16 protein-coding genes are annotated in these 17,812 nt (G+C 70.5%); 4 read left to right on the top strand and 12 right to left on the bottom strand.

The window, feature by feature from the left end; translation table 11 throughout:
• Positions 1–50 precede the first annotated feature (50 nt).
• From BDK63_RS00780 to BDK63_RS00755, 6 genes are all read right to left on the bottom strand, one after another.
• A complete protein-coding gene (locus BDK63_RS00780; RefSeq protein WP_183329401.1) occupies positions 51–950 on the bottom strand; it encodes a hydroxymethylglutaryl-CoA lyase in 900 nt (299 codons plus the stop codon).
• A gap of 4 nt (positions 951–954) precedes the next feature.
• Positions 955–3,006 (bottom strand): acetyl/propionyl/methylcrotonyl-CoA carboxylase subunit alpha, encoded by a 2,052-nt coding sequence (locus tag BDK63_RS00775; protein WP_183329400.1) that lies wholly within the window; start codon positions 3,004–3,006, stop codon positions 955–957.
• Complete coding sequence (locus tag BDK63_RS00770; protein ID WP_183329399.1) at positions 3,003–3,866, bottom strand: enoyl-CoA hydratase-related protein; 864 nt, start codon at positions 3,864–3,866, stop codon at positions 3,003–3,005. The genes BDK63_RS00775 and BDK63_RS00770 overlap by 4 nt, the downstream gene beginning before the upstream one ends.
• Before the next feature lie 17 nt (positions 3,867–3,883).
• Positions 3,884–5,491, bottom strand: a complete 1,608-nt coding sequence (locus BDK63_RS00765) for a carboxyl transferase domain-containing protein (RefSeq protein WP_183329398.1) — start codon at positions 5,489–5,491, stop codon at positions 3,884–3,886.
• Positions 5,492–5,652: 161 nt separating this feature from the next.
• Complete coding sequence (locus BDK63_RS00760; protein ID WP_183329397.1) at positions 5,653–6,822, bottom strand: isovaleryl-CoA dehydrogenase; 1,170 nt, start codon at positions 6,820–6,822, stop codon at positions 5,653–5,655.
• Positions 6,823–7,084: 262 nt separating this feature from the next.
• Complete coding sequence (locus tag BDK63_RS00755) at positions 7,085–8,026, bottom strand: sodium-dependent bicarbonate transport family permease (RefSeq protein ID WP_183329396.1); 942 nt, start codon at positions 8,024–8,026, stop codon at positions 7,085–7,087.
• A 119-nt stretch (positions 8,027–8,145) separates the two neighbouring features.
• Here BDK63_RS00755 and BDK63_RS00750 point away from each other — a divergent pair, with 119 nt between their 5' ends.
• From BDK63_RS00750 to idi, 3 genes are all read left to right on the top strand, one after another.
• Positions 8,146–9,138 carry a LysR family transcriptional regulator gene (locus BDK63_RS00750; RefSeq protein ID WP_183329395.1) on the top strand — a complete coding sequence of 331 codons (993 nt, stop codon included), beginning with the start codon at positions 8,146–8,148 and terminating at the stop codon, positions 9,136–9,138.
• A 161-nt stretch (positions 9,139–9,299) separates the two neighbouring features.
• Entirely contained in the window at positions 9,300–10,448 is a 1,149-nt protein-coding gene (locus tag BDK63_RS00745) for a phytoene/squalene synthase family protein (protein WP_183329394.1), read from the top strand.
• Between the two features lie 28 nt (positions 10,449–10,476).
• Positions 10,477–11,061, top strand: coding sequence for an isopentenyl-diphosphate Delta-isomerase (gene idi, locus BDK63_RS00740; RefSeq protein ID WP_221202427.1), 585 nt, complete (start codon positions 10,477–10,479; stop codon positions 11,059–11,061).
• Between the two features lie 119 nt (positions 11,062–11,180).
• On the opposite strand, the gene BDK63_RS00735 is transcribed toward idi, so the two are convergent.
• The 3 genes from BDK63_RS00735 to BDK63_RS00725 are packed head-to-tail and all read right to left on the bottom strand — an operon-like array spanning position 11,181 to position 13,458.
• On the bottom strand, positions 11,181–11,999 hold the full coding sequence (locus tag BDK63_RS00735) for an ABC transporter substrate-binding protein (protein ID WP_183329393.1): 819 nt from the start codon (positions 11,997–11,999) through the stop codon (positions 11,181–11,183).
• A gap of 23 nt (positions 12,000–12,022) precedes the next feature.
• Entirely contained in the window at positions 12,023–12,757 is a 735-nt protein-coding gene (locus BDK63_RS00730) for an ATP-binding cassette domain-containing protein (protein ID WP_183329392.1), read from the bottom strand.
• Entirely contained in the window at positions 12,754–13,458 is a 705-nt protein-coding gene (locus tag BDK63_RS00725; protein ID WP_183329391.1) for an ABC transporter permease, read from the bottom strand. The genes BDK63_RS00730 and BDK63_RS00725 overlap by 4 nt, the downstream gene beginning before the upstream one ends.
• Before the next feature lie 122 nt (positions 13,459–13,580).
• Between BDK63_RS00725 and BDK63_RS00720 the strand changes: the two genes are divergently transcribed.
• Positions 13,581–14,474, top strand: a complete 894-nt coding sequence (locus BDK63_RS00720) for a helix-turn-helix transcriptional regulator (protein WP_183329390.1) — start codon at positions 13,581–13,583, stop codon at positions 14,472–14,474.
• Between the two features lie 70 nt (positions 14,475–14,544).
• Here BDK63_RS00720 and BDK63_RS00715 read toward each other — a convergent pair whose 3' ends face one another.
• The 3 genes from BDK63_RS00715 to BDK63_RS00705 all read right to left on the bottom strand — a co-directional run bounded on the left by BDK63_RS00715 (position 14,545) and on the right by BDK63_RS00705 (position 17,743).
• The gene (locus tag BDK63_RS00715; protein ID WP_183329389.1) at positions 14,545–15,705 is read right to left on the bottom strand and encodes an alpha/beta hydrolase family protein; all 1,161 of its coding nucleotides are present in this window, start codon (positions 15,703–15,705) and stop codon (positions 14,545–14,547) included.
• Positions 15,706–15,860: 155 nt separating this feature from the next.
• Positions 15,861–17,186 (bottom strand): NAD(P)-binding domain-containing protein, encoded by a 1,326-nt coding sequence (locus BDK63_RS00710; RefSeq protein WP_183329388.1) that lies wholly within the window; start codon positions 17,184–17,186, stop codon positions 15,861–15,863.
• The gene (locus BDK63_RS00705) at positions 17,183–17,743 is read right to left on the bottom strand and encodes an OsmC family protein (protein WP_183329387.1); all 561 of its coding nucleotides are present in this window, start codon (positions 17,741–17,743) and stop codon (positions 17,183–17,185) included. The genes BDK63_RS00710 and BDK63_RS00705 overlap by 4 nt, the downstream gene beginning before the upstream one ends.
• Positions 17,744–17,812: the final 69 nt, after the last annotated feature.

The following is a 17,812-nucleotide window of genomic DNA, read 5'->3' as shown; positions in this document are numbered from 1 at the left end:
CAGAGGCAAGGACAGAAGTCGTTTTCAATGGCAGGGCGCTGAGCCTGTCTTTAGCGGCTGGCCAGTGCCACCCCCACCTTGGAGCGGTTCGGCCGGCCGATGGCCTGGGTGATCCAGGTGCCGGTGGCGGCAAGTGCCTCGAGGTCGATGCCGGTCTCGATGCCGAGGCCGTTGAGCAGGTAGACCACGTCTTCGCTTGCCACGTTGCCCGATGCCCCTTTCGCGTAGGGGCAGCCGCCGAGGCCGGCGACGGAGCTGTCTACCACCGCAATGCCTTCTTCCAGCACCGCGTAGAGGTTGGCCAGCGCCTGGCCGTAGGTGTCGTGGAAGTGGGCGGCGAGCTGGGCCATGGGCACCTCGCGGCTCACCGCCTCGAGCATGCGCTTGGCCTTGAGGGGGGTGCCCACGCCGATGGTGTCGCCCAGCGACACCTCGTAGCAGCCCATCTCATAGAGCGCCTTGGACACTTCGGCCACCTTGGCCGGGGCGATCTCGCCCTCGTAGGGGCAGCCCAGCACCGTGGAGACGTAGCCGCGCACCCGCACGCCGGCGGCCTGGGCGCGTTCCAGCACCGGTTCGAAGCGCGCCAGGGACTCGGCCACGGAGCAGTTGATGTTCTTCTGGGAGAAGGCCTCGGAGGCGGCGCCGAACACCGCCACCTCCTCGACGCCGCACTCCAGGGCCGCTTCCAGCCCCTTGAGGTTGGGGGTCAGCGCCGCGTAGGTGACGCCATCCAGCCGGGCGAGGTTCTGCATCACCTCGCGGTGGTCGGCCATCTGCGGCACCCACTTGGGCGAGACGAAGCTGGCCGCCTCGATGTAGCTGAGGCCGGCCGCGCCCAGGCGGTCGATCAGCTCCAGCTTGGTGGCGGTGCTGATCGGCTCGGGCTCGTTCTGCAGGCCGTCGCGGGGGCCGACCTCGACCAGGCGAACCTGTTTCGGGAATGCCATTGGCTTACTCCTCCGGGGCGAATTCGAGCAGCACGTCGCCCTGGCCCACGGTGTCGCCGGCGGCGAAGTGGAAGTTCGCCACGTGGCCATCGGCGGGGGCGGACATGGTGTGCTCCATCTTCATGGCTTCCATGACCATCAGCGGCATGCCTTTCTCCACCTTCTGGCCCGGCTCCACCAGCAGCGCCACCACGGTGCCGTGCATGGGCGCGGTGAGGGTGGATTCCGCCTCGTGCTGGCCATGGTCGATGGCGTCGATGCGGCGCCAGAACAGGCGGGTCTCGCCGCTCGGGTCGGCCATCACCACCACGCCGTTCTCGCCCAGGCGGGCCTGCAGGCGGCGGCGGTGGCCGTCGAGGGTCACCGCCACGGCGTCGCCTTCCAGGTGCTGCAGGCGGGCGGTGAGGGTGGTGTCGCCGATAGTCAGGTGCCAGGGGTCGGCGTCGGTCTCCCGGGTGCCTTCCACGATCACCACGCCTTCGGCGTCCGGCGCCTGGGCATTGGTCAGGTTCTGGCCGGTGGCGCACAGGGCCAGGCGGATGGTGTGCGGGGCATTGAGACGGAAGCCGTCGTGGCGATCCCAGGGGGAGTCGCTCTCGCACTCGCGGGCCAGCTGCTTGAGGCCGATCAGCGCCGCGGCGGCGTAGGCCTCGGTGGTGATCTCCTGGGTAGCGAACAGGGTCGCTTCGTTCTTCTCGATGAAGCGGGTGTCGAGTTCGCAGCCCTTGAAGGCCGGGTGGGTGGCCAGGCGCTGCAGGAAGGCGCGGTTGGTGACAACCCCTTGCACGTCCAGTGCGGCCAGGGCCCGGTTGAGGGTGGCCAGTGCCTGGTGGCGGTCGTCACCGTGGACGATCAGCTTGGCGAGCATCGGGTCGTAGTGCATGGAGACGACGTCGCCGCTCTCCACGCCGCTGTCCAGGCGCACCTTGTTGGGGTCCAGGCCGGCGCCCACCAGGTCCAGGGCGAAGCGGTCCAGGCGGCCGGTGGCGGGCAGGAAGTCCTGCTCCGGGTCCTCGGCGTAGAGGCGCGCCTCGAAGCTGTGGCCGGTGATGGTCAGCTCATCCTGGGCCAGCGGGAGCCGCTCGCCCATGGCCACGCGCAGCTGCCACTCGACCAGGTCCTGGCCGGTGATCATCTCGGTGACCGGGTGCTCCACCTGCAGGCGGGTGTTCATCTCCATGAAGAAGAAGGAGCCGTCCGCATCCAGCAGGAACTCCACGGTGCCGGCGCCCACGTAGCCGATCTCGCGGGCGGCGCGCACGGCGGCCTCGCCCATCTCGCGGCGCAGTTCGGCGCTCATGCCCGGGGCCGGGGCCTCCTCGAGTACCTTCTGGTGGCGGCGCTGCACGGAGCAGTCGCGCTCGAAGAGGTAGACGCCGTTGCCGTGGCTGTCGCAGAACACCTGGACCTCCACGTGGCGCGGCTGGGTCAGGTACTTCTCGATCAGCATGCGCTGGTCGCCGAAGGCGGCCTGGGACTCGCGGCGGCAGCCGTCCAGGGCGGCCTGGAAGCCCGCGGCGGACTCCACCACGCGCATGCCCTTGCCGCCGCCACCGGCGCTGGCCTTGAGCAGCACAGGGTAGCCGATCTTGTCCGCCTCGCTCTTGAGCAGGGCGTCATCCTGGTCGTCGCCGTGGTAGCCCGGCACCAGGGGCACGCCGGCGTGGGACATGCGCTCCTTGGCGGCGGACTTGTCGCCCATGGCGGCGATGGCCGAGGCGGGCGGGCCGACGAAGGTGATTCCGGCCTTCTCGAGGGCCTCCACGAAGGGGCCGTTCTCGGAGAGGAAGCCGTAGCCGGGGTGGATGGCGCCGGCGCCGGTGCGGCGTGCGGCCTCGATCACCGCCTCGACCTTGAGGTAGCTCTCGCGGGCGGCGGCGGGGCCGAGGCGCACGGCCTCGTCGGCCTCGCGCACGTGGCGGGCATTGGCGTCGGCGTCGGAGTAGACGGCCACGGTGCGCAGGCCCATGGCGCGCGCGGTGCGCATTACCCGGCAGGCGATCTCGCCGCGGTTGGCGACCAGCAGGGTATCGAATTTCTTCACTTCAGAGGTCATGAGCGGGGCTCCGCGGCATTGTTTTCGGCGACACCGTTGTCGGCGACACGGTTATCGCTGTCGTTTGTCCAGGCGGGGCGGCGCTTCTCGAAGAAGCTGGCCAGGCCTTCCTGGCCCTCGGCGCTGACGCGCAGCTCGGAGATCACCCGGCAGGTGTGCTCGCGGGTGGCCTTGCTGTCGGGCTCCTGGGCCACCTCGGCCAGCAGCGCCTTGGTGGCGCGCTGGGCCTGGGGCGAGCCGGCCAGCAGGATGTCGAGCATGGCCTCCACGGCGGCGTCGAGCTCGTCGTGGGGGGCGAGGCGATGAACGAGGCCGAGCGCCAGGGCGGTGGTGGCGTCCATCACCTCGGCGGAGAGCGCATAGCGGCGCATCTGGCGCTCGCCCAGGGCACGCTGCACGTAGGGGCTGATCACCGCGGGCGACAGGCCGATCTTCACCTCGGAGAGGCAGAACTTGGCCTTCTCGGAGGCGACGACGATGTCGCAGCAGGCGGCCAGGCCCACGGCGCCGCCGAAGGCGGCCCCCTGCACGCGGCAGAGGGTGGGGCAGGGCAGGGTGTCGAGCCCGTGCATCAGGGCTGCGAGCTTGCGCGAGTCCGCCAGGTTGCCCTCGAAGTCGTATTCGACCATGCGCTTCATCCAGCCGAGGTCGGCCCCGGCGGAGAAGCTCTTGCCTTCGGAGCCCAGCACCACGGCGCGTATCTCGCCGTGGTGGGCGGCGTCGCGCAGACGCTCCAGGTGGGCGTTGAGCTCGGCGATCAGGCTGTCGTCGAAGGCGTTGTGGACCTCGGGGCGCTCCAGCGTCAGCCAGGCGATGCCGCGGTCGTCGAGCTCCAGCCGTGAAAAGGTTGTCTCAGACATAACGGAATCCCCTGCGGTTACATCCGGAACACGCCGAACTTGGTCTCTTCGACCTCGGCATTCATGGCCGCGGCCAGCGACAGCCCCAGCACGTCGCGGGTCTGGGCCGGGTCGATCACGCCGTCGTCCCAAAGCCGCGCACTGGCGTAGTAGGGGTGGCCCTGGTGCTCGTACTGCTCGCGGGTGGGCTGCTTGAAGGCCTCTTCCTCCTCCTTGCTCCACTCGCGGCCCTCGCGCTCGATCTGCTCGCGCTTGACCTGGGCCAGCACGCCGGCGGCTTGTTCACCCCCCATGACGGAAATTCGGGCATTCGGCCACATAAAGAGCAGGTTGGGGTCGTAGGCGCGGCCGCACATGCCGTAGTTGCCGGCGCCGAAGCTGCCGCCGATCAGCACGGTGAACTTGGGCACCTTGGCGCAGGCCACCGCGGTGACGAGCTTGGCGCCGTGCTTGGCGATGCCCTCGTGCTCGTACTTGGAGCCCACCATGAAACCGGTGATGTTCTGCAGGAAGATCAGCGGGATCTTGCGCTGGGCGCAGAGCTCGATGAAGTGCGCGCCCTTGACCGCGGACTCGGAGAAGAGCACGCCGTTGTTGGCGACGATGCCCACCGGGTGGCCGTGGATATGGGCGAAGCCGGTGACCAGGGTGTCGCCGTAGTAGCGCTTGAACTCGTCGAAGTCGGAGTCGTCGACGATGCGGGCGATCACCTCGCGCACGTCGTAGGGCTTCTTGAGGTCGGTGCCGACGATGCCGTAGAGCTCGGCCGGATCCAGGCGCGGGGGCTTGGGCGCCTGCATCTTGAGCTGGCCGCGCTTCTGCCAGTTGAGCCGCGACACGCAGGCCCGGCAGAGCTGCAGGGCGTGGGCGTCGTTCTCGGCGTAGTGGTCGGCCACGCCGCTCTTCTTGGCGTGGACGTCGGCGCCGCCCAGGTCCTCGGCGCTGATGGTCTCGCCGGTGGCGGCCTTCACCAGGGGCGGGCCGCCCAGGAAGATGGTGCCCTGCTCGCGGACGATGATCGACTCGTCGGCCATGGCCGGGACGTAGGCGCCGCCGGCGGTACAAGAACCCATCACCACCGCGATCTGCGGGATGCCCTCGGCGGAGAGGGTGGCCTGGTTGTAGAAGATGCGGCCGAAGTGCTCGCGGTCCGGGAAGACCTCATCCTGGCGGGGCAGGAAGGCGCCGCCGGAGTCGACCAGGTAGATGCAGGGCAGGCGGTGCTTGCGGGCGATCTCCTGGGCGCGGATGTGCTTGCGCACCGTGAGCGGGAAGTAGGTGCCGCCCTTGACGGTGGCGTCGTTGGCAACGATCACGCACTCGACGCCACTGACGCGGCCGATGCCCGTCACCACGCCGGCGGCGGGCACCGCGGAGTCGTAGACTTCATGGGCGGCCAGCGCCGAGAACTCCAGGAAGGGGGAGCCCTCGTCGATCAGGTGGTCGATGCGGTCGCGCACGAAGAGCTTGCCGCGGGACTCGTGACGCACGCGGGCCTTCTCGCCGCCGCCCTGGGCGATGGCGGCGGTGAGCTCACGCAGCTTCATCACCTCGGCGCGCATCGACGCCTCGTTGGCCTGGAAGCCGTCGCTGCGCGGATTGATCTGGGTCTGCAGGATGCTCATAGCGAATCCTTGAATTGATATGCCAACACAGGGTACCGGTGGTGTTGTAGGAGGGCAGCTCCGCTGCGCGACAGGCGCCGCCAGGTGCCTTGGTGTTTTCCGTGGGAGGCCTGCGGCCTCCGGTCGCGATGCGAAGCATCCCTCCTACATAAGCCGGTGGCTCAGGCAGATTCGTTGAACAGCTCACGGCCGATCAGCATGCGGCGGATCTCGCTGGTGCCGGCGCCGATCTCGTAGAGCTTGGCGTCGCGCAGCAGGCGTCCCGTCGGGTACTCGTTGATGTAGCCGTTGCCGCCCAGCAGCTGGATGGCGTCCAGGGCGACCTGGGTGGCCTTCTCCGCGCAGTAGAGGATGACGCCGGCGGCGTCCTTGCGGGAGGTCTGGCCGCGGTCGCAGCCTGCGGCCACGGCGTAGAGGTAGGCGCGGCAGGCGTTCAGGGTGGTGTACATGTCGGCCACCTTGCCCTGCACCAGCTGGAACTCGCCGATGGACTGGTTGAACTGCTTACGCTCGTGGATGTAGGGCACCACGATGTCCATGGCGGCCTGCATGATGCCGATGGGGCCGGCGGCCAGCACGGTGCGCTCGTAGTCGAGGCCGCTCATCAGCACGCGGACGCCCTTGCCCACTTCGCCCAGCACGTTCTCTTCCGGCACCTCGCAGTCCTGGAACACCAGCTCGCAGGTGTTGGAGCCGCGCATGCCGAGCTTGTCGAGCTTCTGGGCGGTGGAGAAGCCGGGCATGCCCTTCTCGATGATGAAGGCGGTGATGCCCTTGGAGCCCGCCTCCGGGTCGGTCTTGGCGTAGACCACCAGCACGTCGGCGTCGGGGCCGTTGGTGATCCACATCTTGTTGCCGTTGAGCACGTAGCGGTCGCCGCGCTTCTCGGCGCGCAGCTTCATGGAGACCACGTCGGAGCCGGCACCCGGCTCGGACATGGCCAGCGCGCCGACGTGCTCGCCGCTCATCAGCCTGGGCAGGTACTTGGCCTTCTGCTCGGCATTGGCGTTGATCTTGAGCTGGTTGACGCAGAGGTTGGAGTGGGCGCCGTAGGAGAGGCCCACGGAGGCGCTGGCCCGGGAGATCTCCTCCATGGCGATGCAGTGCGCCAGGTAGCCCATGCCGGTGCCGCCGTCCTCCTCGGAGACGGTGATGCCGAGCAGGCCCATGTCGCCGAACTTCTGCCAGAGGTCGTTGGGGAACTCGTTCTTCTCGTCGATCTCGGCGGCGCGCGGGGCGATCTCGTCGCGGGCGAAGGCGTTCACCTGGTCGCGCAGCATGTTCAGTTCGTCGTCGAGGCCGAAGTCGAGGGGCTTGAAGGGCGTATGCATGAGCGGGGCTCCGTTCTTGTCGGGAGTCGTGACCCACCGGCTCCGTGGCGGGAGGGGGGGGCGGGCACGACGGGTCGCGTCGGGTGGTGAAACCGTGATGGCACAAGACTAGGTCAGGTTGACGTTAACGTAAAGTGCAGCTCGTCCCGGCTTCGACGAATGTCGAATCGGTGGCCGACGGGCGAGGGGAGACGACAGGGCGGTAACGGCAGCGGGGCAGCCGCGAGGGCTGCCCCGGGACGGGCCAGGCGGGGTTAGACGGCTAGCCGGCCAGCCAGGTGATCAGCTGGTGGTAGAGGGGAATGCCCAGGATCACGTTGAGCGGGAAGGTGAAGCCCAGGGCGGCGAGCATCGCCAGGCCGATATTGGCCTGGGGGATGGCGGTGCGCATGGCGGCCGGGGCGGCGATATAGGAGGCGCTGGCGGCAAGCGCCGTGAGGATCAGCAGCGAGCCGGCGGGCAGGCCGAGGGCCAGGCCGACGGCGAGGCCGGCCAGCGACAGCACCGGCGGGGCGACCAGGGCGAAGGTGAGCAGCCGCCAGTGGAACCAGGGAATGGGGCGCAGCGTGTCCGCGGCGGTCAGGCCCATCTGCAGCAGGAAGAGGGCGAGCACGGCGTGGAAGGCGCTGGTGAAGAGCTCGGTGACGTTGGCGCCCTCCTGGGGGCCGTACATGGCACCGATGACCGCGCCGCCGGCCAGCAGGATCACCCCGCGGTTGGTCAGCGTCTCGTGCCAGATCCCCTGCATCGCCTCCCCGGCCGCCTTGCCCGCATGGCGGCGGTAGAGGGCGATGGCGACCATGATCGCCGGCAGCTCCATCATCACCAGATACAGGGTGACCTCGGCGCCGATCGGCAGGCCGCGCCCCTCGGCGAAAGCCAGCGCCACGGCGAAGGTGCCGGCGCTCACCGAGCCGTAGTGGGCGGCGATGCTGGCGCTGTCGGCGGGCGAGAGCCGCACCAGGCGACGCAGTATCGGCATCAGGGCCAGCGGGATCAGCGCGCCCAGCGCGGCCACGGCGACCAGTTCCGGCAGCAGCGACCAGCCGAGGTTGCCGTAGAGCGCCATGCCGCCCTTGAGGCCGATGGTCAGCATCAGCAGCAGGCTAAGGGTGTCGTAGGCGGCCTTGGGGATGGTCAGGTCCGACTTCAGCACGCCGGCCACCAGGCCGAGCAGGAAGAACATCACCACGATATCGGGCATGGGGGACTCTCACGGGTCGGGGTCAGGAAACGTCGGGGATTGTGCGGAGTCGATGGTATTGATACCAATTGTGTTGCTTGCAATGCAGTATAGATAATCATCTATATCCCGGGGTCGCCATGAACATTCGACACCTCACCTTCCGGCTGCTGCAGGTCTATGTGGCGGTGGTCCGCAGCGGGTCGATCAGCGAGGCGGCGCGGCAGCTCCACCTGACCCAGCCCACCGTCTCGCTGCAGCTCAAGCGCCTGGCGGAGACCCTCGGCGAGCCGCTGCTCGAGACCCGCCAGGGGCGGCAGGTGCCCACCGAGGCGGGCGGAGAACTTTACCGCGCCAGCCGCGAGGTGCTGGGGCGCTTCGCCGACCTGGACGACTACCTCTCGGCGCTGCGTGGCGGCGAGCGGGGGCGCTTCTCCATCGCCCTGGTCAATACCGCCCAGTACGTGCTGCCGCGGCTGCTCGGCCCCTACAGCCAGGCCTTTCCGGAGGTCGACGTGACCGTGCATTTCGGCAACCGCCGCCAGATGCTCACCCGCTTCGAGCGCCAGGAGGACGACCTCTACGTGTTCAGCCACCCGCCGTCGCTGGCCCACGCCCTGGCCGGGCGCTTCCTGCGCAACCCGCTGGTGGCGGTGGCCCCGCGGGGCCATCCCCTGGCCGGGCGCGAGCGCATCGCCATGAATGAGCTGCTGGGTGAGCGCTTCCTGCTGCGCGAGCCGGGCTCGGCCACCCGCATGCTGTTCGAGAGCTGGCTCCAGGAGCAGGGGCTGACCCTGGGCCCGACCCTGCAGATGGCCAGCAACGAGGCGATCCGGGTGGGCGTGGCGGCGGGCATGGGGCTCGCCGTGCTCTCCGAGCACGTGCTGCCGCCGGAGCACCCGGACCTGGTGATCCTGCCGGTGGCGGGGCTGCCCATCGAGAGTCACTGGCAGTTCATAGTGCGCCGCGACCGGCGACTCTCCCATGCGGCGCTGGGGTTCCTGCGCTTCGCCGAGGGGCACCTGGGCGAGTGCGTGGAGCCACGTTTCCTCAGCAACGAGCTCGACGACCTGCTGCGGCGGCTCGACGCCGCCGCGGGGGCCCCCCGGGGTCAGACCCTTAAGGGAAATTAAGGGTCTGACCCCGGCTGGCGTCCCTGGCGTTGGCTGGGCGTCGTTACCCTCCCGAAGCCCGCGTGATAGCCTGCGTTTCCAGCCAGCCTGCCTGCTTTCACGTCACGCTGGGAGAGATGACCGGCCTCGGTCAACCGCCACACATCAACGGGTGTTCTGCCATGGCCCAGGTCCTCTCGACGGCTCCCGCAATTGCAGAGGCAGAAGCCTATCAGGGCAAGGTCCTGGGCGCGGTGTCACGCACCTTTGCCTTCACCATCCCCCAGCTTCCGGCCGAGCTGCGCAAGGTCGTGACCAATGCCTACCTGCTCTGCCGCATTGCCGACACCCTGGAGGACGAGCCCGCGCTTTCCGCCGTTCAGAAGGCCCTCCTGCAGGAACGGTTTCTGGCGGTGCTGAGAGGAGAGGAGACGGCCCAGGGTTTCGTCAGGCAGGTCATGCCATTGCTCTCGCCGGCCACGTCGGCGGATGAGCGAGAGCTGATGGCCAATACGTCACTGGTCGTCCGCTGCACCCACAGTCTCGATGCGCCCCAGCAGCAGGCGCTGGTCAAGTGTGTGAGCATCATGTGCCGGGGCATGAGCCATTACCAGGACAGTGCCAGCCTGGAGGGCCTGGCAGACCTGGGCGAGGTGGACCGCTATTGCTATCACGTGGCAGGCGTCGTGGGTGAAATGCTCACCGAGCTGTTCTGCCAGCACTCCGGCGCCATGCATGAGAAGCGGGCCGAGATGCTGGCCCTGGCGCCTTCGTTCGGAGAGGGTCTGCAGCTCACCAATATCCTCAAGGACCTCTGGGATGATCGGCAACGTGGCGTCTGCTGGCTGCCGCGCCGGGAGTTTCGAGCGCTCGGCGTGGACGTGGCGAGCCTGGCGCCGGGGGGCAGTGATCCGGCGTTCGCCGCGGCACTGCGCTACCTGGTCGGTGTCGCGCATGCCCATCTGCGCAATGCCTTTCGCTACACCCTGATGGTTCCTGCGGAAGAAGCGGGGATCCGGCGGTTCTGCCTATGGGCCATCGGCCTGGCCGTGCTCACCCTCCGGCGGATAGTGGCGCGGCCGACCTATGGCTCGGGGCGGGAGGTCAAGGTGTCACGTCGCACGGTCAAGGCCGTCATCGCGAGTACCCGCCTGGCGGCACGTCATGATGGGACGCTCAGGCTGCTGTTTGGCGGTGTGACTCGGGGGTTGCCGCTCAGGCCGCTTTCGGGCTCGCCCCGGGCACTGAGCGCATGGGCGGCCGAGCCCTCCGGTGGTGAGGGCTTTGCTGCGGGATGTCCTGGCCTTCGGTCAGGCAACGGCAAGGAGTAGACAGCGATATGGCGATGGAGGTGACCCCTTGATCAGCACAGGCTCAGGCGAGCGCGACGAGACCGTTTCCTTCGATGACGAGGAGCTGATCCTGGTCGATGACGAGGACCGGGAGCTGGGACACCTGGACAAGGCCAGCTGCCACGAAGGAAGCGGTGTGCTGCATCGCGCCTTCTCGCTGTTCGTGTTCAATCCTCAGGGGGAGCTGCTTCTGCAGCAGCGGGCGGAAGGCAAGCGGCTGTGGTCGCTCTACTGGTCCAACAGCTGCTGCAGTCATCCACGCCGCGGCGAGCCCATGGAGGAGGCGATCCACCGGCGACTGTGGCAGGAGGTCGGCATCGAGGCGCAGCTCGCCTTCCTCTACAAGTTCCGCTACCAGGCCCAGTACGATTCAAGCGGGGCCGAGCACGAGCTCTGCTGGGTCTACCTGGGGACCTGTGCCGAGGAGCCGCGCCCCAACCGCCAGGAGATTGCCGACTGGCGCTGGATATCACCCGCCAGTCTCGATGCCGAGCTGGCGGCTCATCCGGAACACTTCACGCCCTGGTTCAAGATGGAGTGGACGCGGTTGCGCGGCGAGTATGCGGCTGAGCTCGAGACCTATACCCGATAGGCGCGACGGCCGATCACGGCCCCTTGACGGCTCGGCCGGGCCTGGTGTGGCCCGGCCGGGTATGACCGGGTGTGGCCGGGCACTGGCGGGCCTACGGATGAGGCGCCGTCAACTCCGGTTCAGTCCGAATGGGCGTTCGGGAAGAACAGCGGCTGGCCGTTGACGGTGAAGTCGGCGATGGCCTGCTGGCCCTCCTCGGAGAGCAGCCAGCGGTGCCACTGCTCGGCCAGGTCGTGCTTGAGGTGGGGGTGGCGCTCGGGGTCGATCAGCAGGCTGCCGTACTGGTTGAAGAGCGCCTCGTCGCCCTCGAAGAGCAGGGTGAGGTCCTGTGGGTTCTCGAAGGCGACCCAGGTAGCGCGGTCACTCATCACGTAGGCGTCCATGGCGGCGGCGGTGTTGAGCGTCGGCCCCATGCCGCTGCCCAGCTCGCGGTACCAGCTGCCGCCCGGTTCGACGCCGGCGGTCTCCCACAGCCGCTGCTCGGCGCGGTGGGTGCCGCTGTCGTCGCCGCGGGAGGCGAAGGGGGCCTCGACCTCGGCGATCAGGCGCATGGCCTCGGCCACGGTCTCGGCCTCACTGATGCCGGCGGGGTCGCCCCCGGGGCCGATGATCACGAAGTCGTTGACCATGACGTCGGCCCGCTCGGTGCCGTAGCCCTCCTCCACGAAGCGCTCCTCACCGGCGGTGTCGTGGACCAGCAGGCTGTCGGCATCGCCGCGGCGGGCAATCTCGAACGCCTGGCCGGTGCCCACGGCCACCACGCGAACCTCGATGCCGGTGGCCTCGGTGAACCGCGGGATGATGGCGCCGAACAGTCCCGAGGCCTCGGTGGAGGTGGTGGAGGCCAGCACGATGTAGTCGTCGCTGGCCTGGGCCAGGCCGGTGCCGGAGAGGGCCGCCAGGGCCAGGGCGATGGTCGCGAAGGGGCGTCGGGTCATGATGTCATCCTCGTCGGGTGGGGCTACCAGACCAGTTCGCCGCGCAGGAAGGCCTGGCCTTCCGGGGTTCGGGGCTGGGTGAAGAACCGTTCGGCGGGGGTATGCTCGATCAGGCGCCCCCCGTAGAGCAGCACGACGTCGTCGGCCAGGCGGCGTGCCTGGTTCAGGTCATGGGTGGTCATCAGGATGCGCGTGCCGCGGCGGTGGAAGTCCAGCACGGCCTCCTCCACGGCGCGAATCGCCGCCGGGTCCAGCGCCGAGGTGGGCTCGTCGAGGAACAGCACCTCGGGGCGAGTCAGCCAGGCCCGGGCCAGGGCCAGGCGCTGCTGCTCGCCGCCGGAGAGCACCCGGGCCGGCCGCTTCTCCAGGGGCGCCAGGCCGAAGCGGGCGAGGGCCTCCCGGGCCCGATCGCGCCGTTCGGGGCGGGGCGTCCCGCTGACCGCCAGGGCATAGGTCAGGTTGTCGATGGCCGAACGCTTCAGCAGCACCGGACGCTGGAAGACCATGGCCTGGCGGGGCGTGGTCCCCTCCCAGCTCACCCGACCCGCGCTGGGGGCCAGCAGGCCGTGGGCCAGGCGCAGCAGCAGGCTCTTGCCGGCGCCGTTGGGGCCCATCACCAGGGTGCGGTGGCAGCCCGCCAGCCGCAGGTCCAGCGGGCCGAGCAGGGGCTGTCCGCGATGGGTGACCGTGACGGCCTCGAAGGCCAGCGGGGCGATCCCGGTCCCCGTATCGGTGGGTTGGCGGAGCATATCGTTCATCCCAGCCGCCTCCGCGCCGTCTCGCCGACCAGGTGGGCGGCGGCGTTGACCAGCAGCACCAGCCCCAGCAGCACCAGGCCGAGGCCCAGGGCCAGCGGCAGGTTGCCCTTGCTGGTCTCCAGCACGATGGCGGTGGTCATCACCCGGGTGACGCCGTCGATGTTGCCGCCGACGATCATCACCGCCCCCACCTCGGCGCTGGCGCGGCCGAAGCCGGCGAGTATCACGGTGATCAGCGAGAAGCGGGCATCCCACAGCAGGGTGGGCATCATGCGGGGCCGGGAGACCCCCAGCGAGCGAAGCTGGTCGCGATACTCGCCGTGAAGCTCCTCGATCTGCTGGCGGGTCAGGGCGGCGATGATCGGCAGGATCAGGATCACCTGGGCGATGACCATGGCGGTGGGGGTGAAGAGCAGGCCGAGCGGACCCAGGGGGCCGGCCCGGGAGAGCAGCAGGTAGACCGCCAGGCCCGCCACCACGGGCGGCAGGCCCATCAGGGCGTTGAGCGTGACGACGATGGCGCCGCGGCCGGGGAAGCGCCACAGGGCCAGCGCCGCCCCCAGCGGCAGGGCCAGCAGCGCGGCGATGAGCACCGCGCTCAGCGACACCTGCACGGAGAGCGCGACGATGCCGAGCAGCACCGGGTCCATGCCCAGGATCAGGGCCAGGGCGGTCTGGAAGGCGTTGGCGTCGGCGGGCATCGTGTTCTCCGGTGGTCTCGTTGCATCTTGTGCGTTGAGGCGAAGTCGCGCATCCAACGATGGAATCCATGCAGTCTTGTGCATGATAAGAGCGTCTGCGCCGCCGAGACCGGAGAGGGCCCATGGAGACACCCGCGACCCACGCCTACCTGACCACCGCCGAGGTGGCCGACTACCTGCGGCTCAAGGAGCGCAAGGTCTACGACCTGGTGCGCCAGGGCGAGATCCCCTGCGTGCGGATCACCGGCAAGCTGCTGTTTCCCCGCCAGAGCCTCGACCTGTGGCTGATGAGCCACCTGGAGGGGGACCAGGCGAGCCGGCGGCCGGTGCCGAGCGTGCTGGCGGGGAGCCAGGACCCGCTGCTGGAGTGGGCCGTGCGCGAGAGCGGCTCGGGGCTGGCGCTGCTCTGCCACGGCAGCGGCGACGGGGTGCGGCGGCTGCTGGACGGCGACGCCATGCTGGCCGGCCTGCACCTGCTGGACCCGGAGAGCGGTCGCTACAACGAGCCGGCGAGGCTGGGCCTGGGCGGCATGCGCGACCTGGTGATGGTGCGCTGGGCGCAGCGCCGCCAGGGGCTGCTGCTGGCGCCGGACAACCCCCTGGGCATCCGGCGGCTGGCCGACCTGGCGCGGCCGGCGGTGCGGGTCGCCCACCGCCAGCCCGACGCCGGCGCGGCGCGCCTGCTGGGCCTGCTGCTGGCGCGGGAGGGTATCGGCGTCGAGCGCCTGACCCTGGCCGGCCACCCCTCGCTCTCCGAGGACGACCTGGCCCTGTCGATCCGCCAGGGCGAGGCCGATGCCGGGCTCGGCGTCGAGGCGGCCGCGCGTCGCCAGGGGCTCGCCTTCGTGCCGCTCCATGAGGAGGCCTTCGACCTGGCCCTGCGGCGGCGCAGCTACTTCGAGCCGCCGATCCAGCGGCTGCTGGCCTTCGCCCGGGAGCCGCGCTTCCGCGAACGCGCCGAGGCGCTGGGGGGCTATGACCTGGGTGACCTGGGCCGGGTGGTCTTCAACGCCTGAGGGCGGGGCGACGGTAGGAAGCGCCGTCGCTCTCGCCTCGTTGGCTCACCGGCAGGCGACGCCCTTCCGGTCACCGGTTCGTGCTCTCGACCTCGCCGAGCCTGAGCACATGATGAATCGCCCGCCACAGCGTCCAGGCGTCTCGCCAGTGGGAGGAGACCTCCACGTGGCCGAGCCCGCCGGCCTCGAAGAGCCGCGCCTGGCCGGCGGGAAGGGCATCCCGCAGCCGCCGCGAGTGGCTGATCGGGACCACCCGGTCGTCGGGGCCGTGAACCAGCACCAGCCTCGCCGCCAGGGCATCGAGATCCCGGGAGGCGAGATCCAGCGCGTCGAACGCGTCGCGCAGCGAGGGGGGCAGGGCCGCGAGCAGCGACGTCACCCGCGCCGGGTCGCGATTGACCACCAGCGCAAGGAGTGCCCGGCCCTGGTCTCCCAGGTCGGCCAGCTCGGGGGCGGGGCCCTCGTCGCCCGCCAGCCGGCGTCGGGCCAGGGCCGCCAGGCGCTGCCGATCCCCGGCGTCCTCCAGGGTATGCAGCTGGCTCTGCAGCATGGCCCAGCGCAGGTCGCGCTGGGGAGGCGGTGCGCGGAGGCCGGCGCCGCCGCGATCCTCCCCGGTGGTGGCGTAGCGCAGCATGTCGGTCAGGTCGTAGTAGCCGCCCACGGCGATCACGAAGCGGACCCGCTGGGCGATGTCCGGCTGCATGGCGGCCAGCAGCGCCGGCCCGGTGGCGAAGCTGATGGCGGCGAGCGCCGGGCCCTCCCCGGCCATGGGCAGCGTGGCGGTGGCGTGGCGAACGGCATCGGCGATGCCTTCCACCTCGCGCATGCCCACCGAGAAGTCGCGCAGGCCGTCCAGCTCCGGTACCAGCACCGTGAAACCGGCCCGCGCCAGGGTGCGGGCGAAATCCATCAGGCGCGGGTCCCGTCGGCCCGCGTCGGTGAGGCCATGCACCAGGACCAGGGTCCCGCGGCGGGGGGATGGCGGGTGGTAGAGGTCCGCCACATAGCCGCGCCCCTCCACCGCGTAGGTCAGCCCCTCGCGGTCGGGTGACGGGACGCGCTGCTTCAGCCGGCTCGGTCCCTCGCCGGCGGCCAGGTCGCCGAGTACCAGCAGGGCCTCGTGCTGGCGCTCCAGCGCACTGCAGCCGGTCAGCAGCAGGCCGAGCAGCAGCCCCGGCAGCAGCCCGAGCGGCCCCCGCCGGCGGCGGTGTGGTGTGTCGTCCTCGCGCAAGCGACTCCTCCTGGCGGGCGCCACGTCACGACGACGCCTCGTCGATCCCGCGGTACAGGGTGGCGGCCAGCCTTGGCTCGGCCCCCTTACAGCCTAGTCGCCATGGCGGGAGCGGCGCGCTTCCGTGCGCGCATCGCGGTGCGGTGGTCACGACATCAGGGGGCGGGCAGGGCGGCCTCAGGCCTGCGAGGTGCCCGGCCGCCGGTCGACGCCCCCGCCAGCCGGGCGGCCAGGTGGTCGGCGAGCTCCCGGGCGTCGTCATCGGCGCCGTGGATGGCCCCGGACTTGCGCCGCCGCAGGAACGGCAGGCCCATGGCGTAGAGCCCCGGGGCGTGCTCGACCACGCCGCCGTGGTGGCGCAGCCGCCCCCTGGCATCGAACACCGGTACCTGCAGCCAGGAGAAGTCGGGACGAAAGCCGGTGGCCCAGAGCACCGTCTTGATCTCGCCGGCGGCCAGGTCGAGGCCCAGGCGGGGGCGCGCCGGCAGCCGGGTGGGGGCCGGACGCTCGGGGGCGGGCAGGGCGTCGTGCCAGCCGTGGGCCAGCGCCCAGGCGTCCAGGTTGTCGAGCAGCCGGGCGAGCTTGAGGTCCGCCGCGCTGCAGTGCATGGCCAGGGAGCCGGCGAACTGCAGCCGGGTGCCGGAGAGGCCTGCCAGGCGCCCCACCAGGCGCACGCCGCGCTCGCTCAGGGCATTGAGGTCCAGATCGCGGGGGGAAGGACCGCCCACCAGCTGGGGGGAGGGGGCGCGCCGCGCCCGGGCGATGTCCTCCACCTCGTCGAAGCGCTGGTCGAGCAGGCCGGCCTGTTCCAGCCACCACTGGATGTCGCGTCCCCGATAGCGGCGCGGCAGGCGCAGGTGCTCGCCCACCGCCAGGGTCACCTGGCGGCCGCTGCGCTGGAGCTCGTCGGCCAGCTGCACGCCGGTGGCCGCGGCGCCCACCACCAGTACCCCGCCGGGCGGCAGCTGCGACGGGTGGCGATAGGCCAGCGGGGTGAGGCTCTCGATCCAGGGCGGCAGGGCCTCGGCCAGGGCGGGCACCACCGGCAGCTGGGTGGCGCCGGTGGCGATCACCAGCGCCCGGCAGTGCCAGGTCCCCCGGTCGGTCTCCACCCGATAGCCGCCGTCCATGGCGCGCACCGCCGTCACCCGTGTGCCGGTGTGGATCGGCGAGGCCAGCCGCCGGGCGTAGCCCTCCAGCAGGGCGATCAGCGCCGGCATGCCCATGAAGCCCTCCGGGTCGGGGCCCGGGTAGGGCTGACCGGGCAGGCGGCACTGCCAGTTGGGGGTGAGCAGACGCAGCGAATCCCAGCGCTCCCTGCGCCAGGCGTTGGCCACCTCGCCCCGCTCCAGGATCACATGGTCGATGCCACGCTGCGCCAGGTGATGGCCCATGGCGAGCCCGGCGTGTCCCGCGCCGATGACCAGGGCGGTCACGGCGCGGGCCGGGCGATGCAGCGGGCGCGGGCGCCCCGGGATCATTTCACGCTCACCATCACGTGGGTGGGGTTGGTGAGCAGGTCGTAGACCGCCGAGCGCTTCTGGGACTGGGCGACCAGCGCCTCGATCTCCGCGCGGCTGGCGTCGGCGTCGATCTCGTAGACCACCCGGATGTCGTCGAAGCCGTTTCTCACCTCGGGGTCCATGCCCAGGATGCCCTGGATGTCCATGCTCCCCTCCACGCTGGCCCGGATCGAGCGCAGCTGGATGCCGCGGTGCTGGGCGACGGCGGCGATGCCGGCGGTGAGGCAGCCGGCCAGCCCCACCAGCACGTACTCCACCGGGGTGGGGCCGTGGTCCTCGGCGGCGAAGACCGCGGGGTGGTCCACGTCGAAGGTGAAGCGCTGGCGATGCTGCTGCGTCTCGCCGAGGCCGTGGAACGCCTCGACGGCGACCCGGCTGTGGGTGCCCATCACCCAGTCGCAGTGGGCGCGCCAGGTGAAGCGGGCGGCCTCCGGGGCCTGGGCCAGGGCCTCGCGGGCGCCGAGCAGGGCGGTGACGTTGACGCCGTTGTCGATGGCCTGGGTAGCGGTTTGCATGGGGTCTCTCCTCGTCTTGTCGTTGTGGTCGAGCCCGACGGCGGCGTGCCGCGGGTCTCGACAGGCAGG

This window comes from Halomonas campaniensis, from assembly GCF_014193375.1.
In the GTDB taxonomy this organism is placed as follows: domain Bacteria; phylum Pseudomonadota; class Gammaproteobacteria; order Pseudomonadales; family Halomonadaceae; genus Halomonas; species Halomonas campaniensis.
This window is presented reverse-complemented; position numbering and strand designations above follow the sequence as displayed.

Excerpts from the sequence above, each read along its gene's own strand:
- BDK63_RS00780 (WP_183329401.1), bottom strand. The coding sequence starts at position 950 with ATGGCATTCCCGAAACAGGTTCGCCTGGTCGAGGTCGGCCCCCGCGAC.
- BDK63_RS00775 (WP_183329400.1), bottom strand. The coding sequence starts at position 3,006 with ATGACCTCTGAAGTGAAGAAATTCGATACCCTGCTGGTCGCCAACCGC.
- BDK63_RS00770 (WP_183329399.1), bottom strand. The coding sequence starts at position 3,866 with ATGTCTGAGACAACCTTTTCACGGCTGGAGCTCGACGACCGCGGCATC.
- BDK63_RS00765 (WP_183329398.1), bottom strand. The coding sequence starts at position 5,491 with ATGAGCATCCTGCAGACCCAGATCAATCCGCGCAGCGACGGCTTCCAG.
- BDK63_RS00760 (WP_183329397.1), bottom strand. The coding sequence starts at position 6,822 with ATGCATACGCCCTTCAAGCCCCTCGACTTCGGCCTCGACGACGAACTG.
- BDK63_RS00755 (WP_183329396.1), bottom strand. The coding sequence starts at position 8,026 with ATGCCCGATATCGTGGTGATGTTCTTCCTGCTCGGCCTGGTGGCCGGC.
- BDK63_RS00750 (WP_183329395.1), top strand. The coding sequence starts at position 8,146 with ATGAACATTCGACACCTCACCTTCCGGCTGCTGCAGGTCTATGTGGCG.
- BDK63_RS00745 (WP_183329394.1), top strand. The coding sequence starts at position 9,300 with ATGGCCCAGGTCCTCTCGACGGCTCCCGCAATTGCAGAGGCAGAAGCC.
- BDK63_RS00735 (WP_183329393.1), bottom strand. The coding sequence starts at position 11,999 with ATGACCCGACGCCCCTTCGCGACCATCGCCCTGGCCCTGGCGGCCCTC.
- BDK63_RS00730 (WP_183329392.1), bottom strand. The coding sequence starts at position 12,757 with ATGAACGATATGCTCCGCCAACCCACCGATACGGGGACCGGGATCGCC.
- BDK63_RS00725 (WP_183329391.1), bottom strand. The coding sequence starts at position 13,458 with ATGCCCGCCGACGCCAACGCCTTCCAGACCGCCCTGGCCCTGATCCTG.
- BDK63_RS00720 (WP_183329390.1), top strand. The coding sequence starts at position 13,581 with ATGGAGACACCCGCGACCCACGCCTACCTGACCACCGCCGAGGTGGCC.
- BDK63_RS00710 (WP_183329388.1), bottom strand. The coding sequence starts at position 17,186 with ATGATCCCGGGGCGCCCGCGCCCGCTGCATCGCCCGGCCCGCGCCGTG.
- BDK63_RS00705 (WP_183329387.1), bottom strand. The coding sequence starts at position 17,743 with ATGCAAACCGCTACCCAGGCCATCGACAACGGCGTCAACGTCACCGCC.